At 69.6% G+C, this 12,138-nt stretch carries 11 protein-coding genes; 5 read left to right on the top strand and 6 right to left on the bottom strand.

Going from position 1 to position 12,138, the window contains the following annotated elements; translation table 11 throughout:
• A partial coding sequence (locus AOK17_RS28715) for an NADPH-dependent F420 reductase (RefSeq protein ID WP_055615469.1) occupies positions 1–511 on the bottom strand: 511 nt, incomplete at its 3' end.
• 186 nt (positions 512–697) lie between these two features.
• On the opposite strand from AOK17_RS28715, the gene AOK17_RS28710 reads away from it, so the two are divergent.
• Entirely contained in the window at positions 698–1,291 is a 594-nt protein-coding gene (locus AOK17_RS28710) for a TetR/AcrR family transcriptional regulator (RefSeq protein ID WP_055615468.1), read from the top strand.
• A 366-nt stretch (positions 1,292–1,657) separates the two neighbouring features.
• Here the strand turns inward: AOK17_RS28710 and AOK17_RS28705 are convergent, their stop codons facing one another.
• The 3 genes from AOK17_RS28705 to AOK17_RS28695 form a co-directional block, all read right to left on the bottom strand.
• A complete protein-coding gene (locus AOK17_RS28705; protein ID WP_055615467.1) occupies positions 1,658–2,260 on the bottom strand; it encodes a TetR/AcrR family transcriptional regulator in 603 nt (200 codons plus the stop codon).
• A 137-nt stretch (positions 2,261–2,397) separates the two neighbouring features.
• Positions 2,398–3,789: an Asp-tRNA(Asn)/Glu-tRNA(Gln) amidotransferase GatCAB subunit A gene (locus AOK17_RS28700; protein WP_055615466.1), complete on the bottom strand. Its 1,392-nt coding sequence runs from the start codon at positions 3,787–3,789 to the stop codon at positions 2,398–2,400.
• Positions 3,776–3,982, bottom strand: a complete 207-nt coding sequence (locus AOK17_RS28695) for a hypothetical protein (RefSeq protein WP_055615465.1) — start codon at positions 3,980–3,982, stop codon at positions 3,776–3,778. The genes AOK17_RS28700 and AOK17_RS28695 overlap by 14 nt, the downstream gene beginning before the upstream one ends.
• A gap of 148 nt (positions 3,983–4,130) precedes the next feature.
• Between AOK17_RS28695 and AOK17_RS28690 the strand changes: the two genes are divergently transcribed.
• On the top strand, positions 4,131–5,456 hold the full coding sequence (locus AOK17_RS28690) for an MFS transporter (RefSeq protein WP_055615464.1): 1,326 nt from the start codon (positions 4,131–4,133) through the stop codon (positions 5,454–5,456).
• An 11-nt stretch (positions 5,457–5,467) separates the two neighbouring features.
• Positions 5,468–6,403: an MBL fold metallo-hydrolase gene (locus tag AOK17_RS28685; protein ID WP_245697420.1), complete on the top strand. Its 936-nt coding sequence runs from the start codon at positions 5,468–5,470 to the stop codon at positions 6,401–6,403.
• A 360-nt stretch (positions 6,404–6,763) separates the two neighbouring features.
• Here AOK17_RS28685 and AOK17_RS28680 read toward each other — a convergent pair whose 3' ends face one another.
• Both AOK17_RS28680 and AOK17_RS28675 read right to left on the bottom strand, forming a co-directional pair.
• Entirely contained in the window at positions 6,764–8,104 is a 1,341-nt protein-coding gene (locus AOK17_RS28680) for a class I SAM-dependent RNA methyltransferase (protein ID WP_055615463.1), read from the bottom strand.
• 113 nt (positions 8,105–8,217) lie between these two features.
• A complete protein-coding gene (locus tag AOK17_RS28675; protein ID WP_055615462.1) occupies positions 8,218–10,269 on the bottom strand; it encodes an APC family permease in 2,052 nt (683 codons plus the stop codon).
• A 437-nt stretch (positions 10,270–10,706) separates the two neighbouring features.
• On the opposite strand from AOK17_RS28675, the gene AOK17_RS28670 reads away from it, so the two are divergent.
• Both AOK17_RS28670 and AOK17_RS28665 read left to right on the top strand, forming a co-directional pair.
• Complete coding sequence (locus AOK17_RS28670; RefSeq protein ID WP_055615461.1) at positions 10,707–11,378, top strand: potassium channel family protein; 672 nt, start codon at positions 10,707–10,709, stop codon at positions 11,376–11,378.
• Entirely contained in the window at positions 11,378–12,055 is a 678-nt protein-coding gene (locus AOK17_RS28665) for a potassium channel family protein (protein ID WP_055615460.1), read from the top strand. The genes AOK17_RS28670 and AOK17_RS28665 overlap by 1 nt, the downstream gene beginning before the upstream one ends.
• Positions 12,056–12,138: the final 83 nt, after the last annotated feature.

The following is a 12,138-nucleotide window of genomic DNA, read 5'->3' as shown; positions in this document are numbered from 1 at the left end:
CGAGGGTGCCGATGTCGACCGCGTCGTAACCGAGGACGTCGAGGAGCCGGGCCACGTCCGCCTTGGCGGCCGGGTCGTCACCGGCGACGGGCAGGGCGCTGCGGTCGGCGGCACCGGCGGCGCGGGCGCTGGTGAACAGGCGCCGGAAGTCGATGTTGTTGAACGCCTTGACCAGGCGCGCACCCTCCAGATGCCGCTGCACGAGGGCGCTGGAGGTCAGCTCGCCCGAGTCCAGCTCGGCGATGCGGCCGTCGCGGTCCGGGTAGTAGTTCATCGTGTCGATCACCGTCCTGCCCGCCAGGGCTTCCACGGGCAACCGGTCGTAGGCGCGCAGCGGGACGGTCGCCACGACCAGGTCACCGGCCCGCGCGGCTTCGGCGGGCACGGCGGCGCGGGCTCGCTCGCCGAGCTCGTCGACGAGGTCGCCCAGGGTGTCCGGGCCACGCGAGTTGCTCACGACGACGTTCAGTCCGGCGGCGACGGCGAGCCGGGCCAGCGCTCCGCCGATCATGCCGCTGCCTATGAATCCAATGGTCTGGGTCACGGTGTCGGATCTCCCCTTCGATGAATACCGATGGCAATCGATGGCACTCATGCCACTTGATGAAACTCGACGGCATGGATGAAACTCAGTGTCACATATGACACCAAGACTCTCTCCTGCAATCCAGGCTCGGTCAAGCGGTAGGATCACGGGGTGAGTGGAGCGGCACGTACGAACACGCGAGACATCGCCAGGGCGGCCGTGCGGGCCGAACTGGCCCAGGTGGCCTTCGAGTTGTTCCGTCAGGAGGGCTTCGCCAAGGTCACCCTCGACGACCTGGCGGCGGCTGCCGGGGTGTCCCGCAGCACCTTTCTGCGCTACTTCGGCACCAAGGAGGACGCGGTCCTCGGCGCCTTCAACGCCCACGGCACCCAGGTCGCCGACGCCCTACGGGCCCGCCCCGCCGACGAGGACGACTGGACGGCCCTGCGCCGCGCACTGGACACAGTCGTCGAGCGCTACCGCCTGGACCCGACGGGCTCCCTGGCGATGACACGCCTCGTGCAGGACACCCCGGCCCTGTGCGCACGCCAACTGGAGAAGCAACACGGCTGGCGCCCGGCCCTGGTGGAGGCCCTGACCGAGCGCGACGACTCCTCCAGGTCCACGACACTGATCCGATCCGTACGTGCCGCCGCCGCCCTGGACTGCCTGAACGTCGCCCTCGACCACTGGACCGCCTCCAATGGCCACCTCGACCTCGTCGAGCTCCTGGACGAGGCCTTCGCGGCACTCGCACCACACTGAGCGCGAAGCACTCGACGGACGCGCACCGCAAAAGCGGCTACGCGCACCCCGGTTCAGCCGGTTCAGGCACCCTTCGAGACGGGCTCCAGAATCGCCACGCACTCCACATGATGAGTCATCGGAAAGATGTCCCGGCAGGATGGATCTCGTACAACACCGGGTCAGGGGCCATTTCCTGCTCCGCCGAAGGGCCCCGTCGTGCGCACGGAGCGTCAAACGGGCGTCACGCCCCAGGGCTACGTCCTGGGCGGTCGTTGCTGGGGATTTCAGGACCCCTAACCAGTACAGCCAGCCGCTTGGCCTCCACAGTCCAGTGGCCAGACCGCCCGATGAGCGAAGTGGTCAGTTGTCGGGTTTCTTCGAGTGTCAAGGGGCAGCGGCCCGGGTGGGGCGAGCGCTGGCCTCGATCTGCAGGGCGTACACGGCGTTCGTCACGAGCTCGCGCGCGTATGCGGCGTCCAGTCGGCCAGGGCGGAAGAGGATGCGGTACATGATCGGCGCCACGACACGGTCGATCAGCAGTTCCGACTCGGGCACCGGCTCCCCCCGATGCACCGCACGGGCCAACACGGCGTCGATCTGCTCTGCGGCATACGCCGAACACCGACCGGCATTGGTGCCGTCGGGGTCGCCGAGCAGGGCGTCCCGGATGTAGGCGCGCCCGGGCGGCGAGGCCATCTCGTCGAGGAACTGTTCCGCCCACGCGTCGAGATCGGCCCGCAGGCTTCCGAGATCGGCCGGATCCGTTTCCGGGCGCAGTCGTTCGACGGCCACGTCGGACAGGAGTTCCTGCAGGTCGCCCCAGCGACGGTAGATCGTGGAGGGGGTCACGCCCGCCCGAGTGGCCACCATCGGGACCGTGAGCGCGTCGCGGCCCACCTCCCCCACGAGTTCACGTACCGCCGCGTGGACGGACTCCTGTACGCGTGCGCTGCGCCCGCCGGGGCGGACCATGGGCTTGGGACTCATACGATCCACCTTAACGCGAATTTGTTGCTTCTAGGCGGTGGCCGAGCGACCCGCAGGGCTACGTATCGGGGCACCCGAGCACGGCGGACGCCCCTGCGGCGCCGCGACCACACGCCGGCTGGAACGTCCGCCTTCCCTCAGGCAGCGAGGGGAGCAAGCCGCCCCGCGCCGGCCACCGACTCCTCGTAGACCCGGCCCACACGGAGCACCGTCGCGTCGCGGAAGGGGCGTGCCATCAGCTGCATACCGATCGGCAGTCCGGCGCGGTCGTGACCGACCGGCAGGGTGAGGGCCGGGACGCCGGTGATGTTGGCGGGGGCACAGAGGCGGACGTAGCTGTCCGACACGGCCTCGGTCGTGCCATCGGCCCACTCGACGGCTTCCTGCCCCGCCTCGGCGGCGGTCATCGGCACCGTCGGCGCGGCGAGGACGTCGATTCCGTCGAACATGCGAGCCCAGGCGTCTCGCATCATGGTGCGGGCCCGCTGGGCGCGGAGGTAGTCACCCGCAGAGGTGAGTTCGCCGGCCTCCAGCAGGATGCGAACGTCCGCCGCGTACAGGTCGGGGGTGGCCCGCAGCGACCGCTCGTGGTATGCGGTGGCCTCGGGAACCATCAGCCCCCACTGAACGGCCTGGATGTAACGCGCCATCGGGATCTCGACGTCGACGAGCTCCGCCCCCAGCTCCGCCAGCCGCTCGATCGCGCCGCGTACGGACTCCTCGACCTCGGGCGTGACCCGGTCGAAGTAGTGGTTCCGCGGTACGCCGACCTTCAGTCCTCGCAGGTCGCCTCCCGGGAAGCGATCCAGCATGGGGCCGGACACGCTCGCCGGGTCACGCGGGTCGTGGCCGGCGGTCGCCGACAGCACCAGCGCGGCGTCCTGGACGGTGCGGGTGAGAGGGCCCACATGGTCCAGGGACCAGGACAGCGAGGTCACGCCTGTGCGTGGGACCAGGCCGTAGGTCGGCTTGAGGCCCACCACGCCGTTCAGGGCCGCGGGGACCCGGATGGAACCACCCGTGTCCGTGCCCATGGCGAACGTCGCCCCGCCGGCGGCGACAGCTACCGCCGAGCCGCCGCTCGACCCGCCCGCAACCCGGCTGTGATCCCAGGCGTTGTTCGTCTGCGGAGTGGTCAGGCCGTAGGCGAACTCGTGCGTGTGCGTCTTGCCCAGGAGGACGGCCCCGGCGGCGCCGAGCCATTCGGCCACCTGGCTGTCACGTTCCGCCACGTGCCCTGCCCGGACGTGAGAACTCGCCGTGGTGGGTATCCCCTCCGCGTCGATCAGATCCTTGAGCGCCATGGGGATCCCGTGCAGCGGCCCGCGCGATCCGCTTCCGGAGATCTCCCGTTCGGCGCGGACCGCTGCGGCCAGGGCCGCGTCGGCGGCGACGGTGACGTAGGCGCCCAGCCGTCCTTCGACGACGGCAATACGGGCGAGCACCGATTCGGTGAGTTCGACGGGGGACAGTTCCCGTGCGCGCACCGCACGGGAGGCTTCGGTCAGCGACAGCTCAAACGGTTGCATCGGCGTTCCCCTGTCCGGCTCGGTAGGAGGACGCGGGAGGGGTCTCGCCGAAATCGAGCTCGCGCAACGTGCTGATCACGGAGTGGATGTAGTTGGCCGTCATGGCCACTTCTTCGTGTCGGCCGTCCCCGAGGGGGAGCCCCGCCCGCAGCGCCCCTCGGGCTGCCTCTTGGAGGGTGAGTTCGCTGGTCATGGCTTCCTTCCGGATCTGTGCGGCGCGACGGGCCGGTGCTGGCACAGGACCTCCGACCACCGCAAAAGCGAATCGTTTGCTTTAGTCGACCGTAGGACCTACGGTGACTTAAAGCAAACCAATCGCTTTTAGCACGGGAAGGGTCCTCATGCAGAGCGTCCCCGCGGGCCTCACGCCTCCCCGCACCTCCACATCCGGACGCCTGCCGTTCGCATTGCACGCCTCGATCCTGATCGCGCTGCTCGCCGCATCCAGCGCGCCGACCCCGCTGTACCCCCACTACCAGGCCCAGTGGCAGTTGTCGGCCCTCGACATCACCGTGGTCTTCAGCGCCTACGCCCTGGCGCTCCTGATCGCACTGCTGACGACCGGAACCCTTTCCGACCATGTCGGACGCCGCCCCGTGCTCCTGGGCGCGCTCGCGGTCCAGGTCGCCTCCATGGCACTGTTCGCGACGGCCGGCGGCCTGACCACCCTGATCGGTGCCCGCGTGCTGCAGGGCATCGCGACTGGCGCGGCGACCAGCGCAGCAGGTGCGGCTCTCCTCGACCTGGAAGACCCCGCCCGGCCGGGTCGCCCCGCTCTGGCCAACAGCATCGCGCCGGTGACGGGCATGGCGGCCGGCGTCCTGGCAGCCACCCTCATGGTGCGCTTCGCCCCCGTTCCGACGATCACGGTGTACGCGGCCCTGATCGCCGTGTTCGCCGCGCAGGCCATCGCCCTTGTCTCGACGTCCGAGACCGTCCGCCGCCGTCCCGGAGCACTGCGCTCGACGCGGCCCCACCTGGCGCTGCCGTCGGCGGCCTCCCACGCTCTCCTGCTCAACGGCGCCGGCGTCGTCGCCGTCTGGGCGCTCGGCGGCTTCTACTCGTCCCTGGGACCGGGCTTCACACGGCTCATCTCCCCCGACGGACCCGAATACGCCGGCGGCATGGTCTTCTTCACGCTGACGGCCGTCGCCGCCCCGACTGTGTACTTCACGCGCAGGATGCGTGCCGACGTCTCCGCTCTTCTTGGGAGCTGCGCGGTGATTCCGGCGGCCGTCCTGACCCTGGGTGCCCTCTATCTCGCCGGTCCCGTACTTCTCTTCGCCGGGGCGGCGCTGGCCGGGTTCGGCTTCGGAGCCGTCTCCCAGGGTGCGCTGCGCGCGGTCGTCGACTCGGTCCCGGCCCGGGAGAAGGGCGGCACGCTCGCCTCCTATTACGTACTCAGCTACCTGGCGATGAGCCTGCCTGCCATCGGCGCCGGCGCCCTCACCGCCGGCTTCGGACTGCGTGCGGCAGCACTGGCCTATGCCGGCTGCGTGGCCGTACTGGCGACCGTCGCAGTCGCGACGCTGACCGCGCCGCTGCGCAGTCGGCGCCGGACACCGTCCCCGGACGCCCACTCCGGCCCGGCAACGAGCAACTACACACCCGCCTCACCCGGCACACCCGCTCCAGACATCTCCGTCCTCGCGACCCATAACAGGTAAGGAAAGTCGCCGTGTTCACCTCATCGCAAACGACCAAGTCCACCACTCCCCCCGCCTCTTCGTGGACGGTGGGCAACCACACCGTGCGACGCATCGACGAAGTGGTCCTGCCCGCCCGGACCGGTCCGTGGCTGCTGCCCGGGGCAACCACCGACCTCGTGAGCCGGACTGCCTGGCTGAGCCCCGAATTCGCCGACGAACAAGGCGTCCTGCGCCTGGCGAGTCACAGCTTCGCCGTCGAGGTGGACGGCATGCGGGTGCTGGTGGACACCGGCATCGGAAACGGGAAGCGGCGCGCCAACCCTGCCTGGCACAACCTGAACAGCGACTACGAAGCACGGCTACGGGCGGTGGGCTTCGCGCCGGAGAGCGTGGACGTCGTGGTCCTGACCCACCTCCACGCCGACCACGTGGGGTGGAACACGCGTACCGAGGGCGACACCTGGGTGCCCACCTTCCCGAACGCGCGCTATCTCACCTCACGCACCGAGTGGGACTACTGGGCGGGTGTCGACATGGAGGAGGCGCGTCGGCAGATGTTCCGGGACTCGGTCCATCCCGTCCGGGAAGCAGGTCTGTTCGACCTCATCGATGTCGCGGACGAGGGCACGGACGTCGCGCCGGGCATCCGTCTGCTGCCCACCCCCGGCCACACACCGGGGCAGGTAGCGGTGGAACTGAGCAGCCGTGGCGAGACCGCACTGGTCACCGGCGACAGCATCCACCACCCGGTCCAGATGGCGCATCCGGAGCTCTGCAGCTGTGTGGACGTCGCTCCCGAACTCGCGGCCAGGACCCGGAACCAGGTGCTCGGCTCACTGGCCGGTACGTCAACTCTCCTGCTTGGGAGCCACTTCCCGCCGCCGACCGCCGGACACGTGCGACGCGAGGACGGCGGGTACCGACTGATCCCGGCTCCCTCAGGGGTCACGCCCATCGGCAGCTGAAGCGGATCGGAGCACCCGGGACGTGCCGCGCACCGATTCGCACCGAGTCCGTGCGGGTGACGTCCTGGGCGTCCGCGACCGGACGGCCCGGGAGCGGCTATGAGACTCCTCCGGCATGCGCTCCGTCGTCACCGATGGGACCGGACGAAGTTATGACCGATCACCGGCTTGCGCCCTTTGCGTAAGCCGGCTGTCGACTGTCCTTCGTGGGCGACAGTCACGTCGCCGACATCATTCGTACGAAGCCCGCCACACCCTGTAACCGCAGGTCAGGCGAGTTTGAACAAGCAGCGCGTCTACCCGACCCGCTGTACGGAGGAAAACAGGTCGAGCGACCCACCTGGGCCGCGAAACCGCAGGTCAGGCAGCCTTTGCGGCAGGCTCCAGAATCGCCACGCACTCCACATGATGCGTCATCGGAAACAGGTCGAAAGCCCGCAACGTCCGCACCCGATACCCCCCATCCCGGAAGTACGCGAGGTCCCGCGCCAACGCCGCCGGATCGCAAGCGACGTACGCAATCTTGCGAGCGCCCAGGGAAGCCAGGTGCTGGACCGTCTTCTTGCCGGCGCCCGCGCGGGGCGGATCGAGGACGATGAGGTCGACCTCGGTGATGCCGGTGCGCGGGAGGACCGTCTCGACCTTGCCCTGTTCGATGCGGACGCGGTCGAACGCGGCGAGGTTGTGCTTGGCGTCCTCCACCGCGCGCTTGCCGGACTCGATGCCGAGGACCGCGCCCTTGTCGCCGAGGCGGTCGGCGAGGGCGCCGGCGAAGAGGCCGACGCCGCAGTAGAGGTCGAGGGCCATGTCGCCCTTGCGCGGGAGCAGGCCCTGCATGACGGCCTTGACGAGCGTGTCGGCCGCCATCGGGTGGACCTGCCAGAAGCCGCCGCTGCCGACCCGGTGCGTACGGCCGTCGGCGCGCTCACGGACGAAGGCGCGGCCGTGGACCCGGTGGATACCGCCGTCGTGCTCCTCGACGCGCATCACGGAGACGGGCTTGTCGAGTTCGACGAGGGGCAGGCGGGCGCCGGGCCGCGGTTCGAGGATCACCATGCGGTCCTGCGAACCGGTCGCCGCGATCGCCTCGACCGACTCCATGCCGGACCAGTCGCGCTCCTCGATACCCAGCTCGGAGATCCCGGGCGCGGCGATCATGCAGTGCTCGATGGGCTCGACCTCGTGCGAACGGTGGCGGCGCAGACCGGCGTTGCCGTCCTCGTCGACCGCGTACTGCACGCGCGTACGCCACGCGGGGACCTCACCGGCGGGCAGCTTGTCGCCCTCGGCCGGCATCACCGTGCCGTCCCAGCCGGCCTCCTCCGGGGTGAGGCCCGCGAGCCGCTGGAGCTGCTCGGCGACGACCTCGCCCTTGAGCCGCCGCTGGGCGCCCGGCTTGGCGTGCTGCCAGTCGCAGCCGCCGCAGCGGCCCGGACCGGCGTACGGACACGGCGCCTCGACACGGTCCTTGGACGCCTCCAGCACGGTCACCGCATCCGCCCGCAGGAAGCGCGAGTCCTCCTCGCCGTCCGTCACCCGCGCGACGACCCGCTCGCCGGGCAGCGCGTGCCGTACGAAGAGGACCTGGCCGGCGTCCGTACGGGCGATGCAGTGCCCGCCGTGCGCGACCGGGCCGATCTCGACCTCGTACTCCTGACCCACGAGCGACCCCGCCGGCGATTTCTTCGGTTCTGCCTGCATGGCGGGGTGACTCCAGATGCGAAATGGGGAACGGCCGGACAACAGCCCACCACTCTACGTGGACACCGCCCGGCCGCTCACCACGAACCCGTAGGCCCCCTGCCCCCTGATCCTCAGCTCTTCGGGGACGTCGGCTCCTTCGGCCGGTCCTCGGCCGGACCACGCCGCACGGAACCCGGCGCGGTCCAGTCCTGCCGCTTGCGGGCCCGCTTCTTGGCCACCTCGGACGACTCCAGCTGGTACGGCACGGACGTCACCATCACGCCCGGCGTGAACAGCAGCCGCCCCTTGAGCCGCAGCGCGCTCTGGTTGTGCAGCAGCTGCTCGTACCAGTGCCCGACCACGTACTCGGGGATGATCACCGACACCACGTCGCGCGGGGACTCGCGGCGCAGCCCCTTCACGTACTCGATGACCGGCCGCGTGATCTCGCGGTACGGCGAGTCGAGGACCTTCAGCGGCACGGTGATGCCGCGCCGCTCCCACTCCTCGCGCAGGGCCTTCGTCTCGGCCGGGTCGACGTTGACGCTGAGCGCCTCCAGGGTGTCGGAGCGCATCAGCTTGGCGTACGCGAGGGCCCGCAGCGTCGGCCGGTGGATCTTCGAGATCAGCACGACGGAGTGGACACGGGAGGGGCGCACGCTGTCGTCGGACGGCCCCTCGGGGGCGGCGATCTCCTCGGTGACCCGGTCGTAGTGCTTCCGGATCGCGGACATCGTGGCGTAGAAGATCACCATGCCGAGCAGTGCGACCCAGGCGCCGTGCGTGAACTTGGTGACGAGGACGACGACCAGGACCAGGCCGGTGAAGAAGGCGCCGAACGCGTTGATGGCCCGGGAGCGGACCATGTGGCGGCGCTTGGCCTGGTCCTTCTCGGTGGCCAGGTGGCGGTTCCAGTGCCGGACCATGCCGGTCTGGCTGAGCGTGAAGGACACGAACACGCCGACGATGTACAGCTGGATGAGCCGCGTGGAGTCGGCGCCGTAGACCCAGACGAGCAGGATGGCCGCGCCGGCGAGCAGCACGATGCCGTTCGAGAAGGCGAGCCGGTCGCCGCGGGTGTGCAGCTGGCGCGGCAGGTAGCGGTCCTGCGCGAGGATCGAGCCGAGCAGCGGGAAGCCGTTGTACGCGGTGTTCGCGGCCAGGAAGAGCACGAGCGCGGTGGCCGCGGCGAGCACGATGAACAGGAAGCTGCCGTCGCCGAACACGGCCTCGGCGACCTGGGAGATCACCGGGTTCTGGACGTAGTCGGCGCCGACCTCCACGCCGTTCTTCAGCAGGTCGTGGGCCGGGTTCTCGGCCATGCGGACGTTGGTCGCCATGGCCAGGCCGATGATGCCGCAGAACATGGTGACGGCGAGCAGGCCCATGGCCGCGAGCGTGCTCGCCGCGTTCTTGGACTTGGGCTTGCGGAAGGCCGGGACACCGTTGGAGATGGCCTCGACGCCGGTGAGCGCGGCACAGCCGGAGGAGAAGGCGCGCAGCAGCAGGAAGACGAGGGCGAAGCCCGCGAGCCCCTGGTGCTCCGCCTTGATCTCGAAGTCGGCGGTCGGCGCCTTCATGGTGTCGTCCAGGACGAATCCGCGGAAGGCGCCCCACGCGATCATCAGGAAGACGCCCACCACGAAGACGTACGTCGGGATCGCGAAGAGCTTCCCGGACTCCTTGACCCCGCGCAGGTTCATCAGCGTGAGCAGCACGATCACGGCGATCGCGCAGAGCACCTTGTGTTCGACGACGAACGGGACCGCCGAGCCGAGGTTCTCGATGCCGGACGAGATCGACACCGCGACGGTCAGGACGTAGTCGACGAGCAGCGCGCTGGCGACGGTGAGGCCGGCCTTGGGGCCGAGGTTGGTGTTGGCCACCTCGTAGTCGCCGCCGCCGCTGGGGTAGGCGTGCACGTTCTGCCGGTACGAGGCCACAACGGTGAACATCAGCACGACGACCGCGACCGCGATCCAGGGGCTGAAGTGATAGGCCGACACGCCCGCGATGGAAAGGACGAGGAGCACTTCCCCGGGTGCGTACGCCACGGAGGAGAGCGGGTCGGAAGCGAAGACGGGGAGTGCGATGCGCTTCGGCAGGAGTGTCTCTCCGAGCCGGTCACTGCGCAGTGCGCGCCCGATCAAGATCCGTTTGGGCACGTCGGTCAGTTTGGACACGCAGAGGATCGTAAGCGGTCGAACACGGCCACGCCCACCCTCCCCCGCCCTCGGCATCGCTCGGAGGACAGAGCGGCCGTCCCTCGTCTGCCCTCCGAGTGAAATCCCGTACGGGCCCGGTTGCGGATTCCACCGCTGGGCAAAGCCGCATGCCTATATGAAAAAAGCCAAAACTTTGCCGCCCCTTGCCACTTCATGGAGGTTCCATGCACGCCACCGCGGAACTCATCGGCGCCGCCGCCGGACTCGTAGGCCTCGGGATCCTCACCCTCGTCAGCGTGCGCAGCATCAGCCGTCGCTGATCGCCGGGATCCCGCGGGCGATCGTGCACAAGGGGTGCCCCCTGCGGACCGCGCGTGTGTAGCTTGGGCGTCGGTCTGAGACGCTGTCTTGGCGTATCAGCCTGATCAGCAACTTTTCACACCGGAAGGACGGTCGTGCACATCGTCATCATGGGCTGCGGAAGAGTGGGTTCCGCTCTTGCCCAGACCCTGGAGCAACAGGGGCATACGGTCGCCGTGATCGACCAGGACCCCACCGCCTTCCGACGACTGGGCTCCGGGTTCGGCGGCCGTCGTGTCACCGGTATCGGCTTCGACCAGGACACCCTGCGCGAGGCGGGCATCGAGGACGCCGGTGCATTCGCCGCCGTCTCCAGCGGTGACAACTCGAACATCATCGCCGCCCGGGTGGCCCGCGAGATGTTCGGCATCGAGAACGTCGCGGCGCGCATCTACGACCCCCGCCGCGCCGAGGTCTACCAGCGGCTGGGCATTCCGACGGTCGCCACCGTGCGCTGGACCGCCGACCAGATGCTGCGCCGGCTGCTGCCGTCGGGCGCCGAGCCGCTGTGGCGCGACCCCACGGGCGGGGTGCAGCTCGCCGAGGTGCACGCGTCCACGGCCTGGGTCGGTCAGCGGATCAGCCGGCTCCAGGAGGAGACCGGTGTGCGCGTGGCCTTCCTCACCCGGCTGGGCGAAGCGGTGCTGCCCACCTCGCAGACGGTGCTGCAGGAGGGCGACCTGGTGCACGTGATGATGCGTACGGACGACGTCGAGAAGGTCGAGGCGTCGTTCGCCGAGGGCCCCGAGGAAGAAGGCGGTCACTGATGAGGGTCGCCATTGCCGGTGCCGGTGCGGTGGGCCGCTCGATCGCGGGCGAGCTCCTGGAGAACGGGCACGAGGTCCTGCTGATCGACAAGGCGCCGACCGCCATCTCGGTCGAGCGCGTCCCGCAGGCGGAGTGGCTGCTCGCCGACGCCTGCGAGATCACTTCGCTGGACGAGGCCGCGCTGCAGCGCTGCAACGTGGTCATCGCGGCGACGGGCGACGACAAGGTGAACCTCGTCGTGTCGCTCCTCGCCAAGACGGAGTACGGGGTTCCGCGGGTCGTCGCCCGCGTCAACAACCCCAAGAACGAATGGCTGTTCAACGAGTCGTGGGGCGTGGACGTCGCCGTCTCGACCCCCCGTCTGATGTCGGCCCTGGTCGAGGAGGCGGTGAGCGTCGGCGACCTGGTCCGCCTCCTCCGCTTCAGCCACGGCGACGCCAACCTCGTCGAACTGACCCTGCCCCCGGAGTCGGCCCTGGCCGGCACCCAGGTCGGCGAAGTGGCCTGGCCCGAGGACACGTCCCTCGTCACCATCATCCGCGGCACCCGGGTCCTCACGCCCACCCGGGAGGACTCCCTGGAAGCAGGCGACGAACTCCTCTTCGTGGCGGCCCAGGCCCGCGAGGAACAGCTGGAGGACCTGCTGTCGGTGCGTCGCGAGGAGACGACGAGCTGACCACGGACGGCTGACGTACGGAGACAAATGGAGGGGCGCTCGGAGACATCTCCGAGCGCCCTTCAATTTCAGCTTGGTCCGGC

This window comes from Streptomyces phaeochromogenes (assembly GCF_001418655.1).
GTDB lineage: Bacteria > Actinomycetota > Actinomycetes > Streptomycetales > Streptomycetaceae > Streptomyces > Streptomyces phaeochromogenes.
The sequence above is the reverse complement of the archived record's forward strand: the minus strand, read 5'-3'. Positions and strand labels throughout refer to the sequence as shown.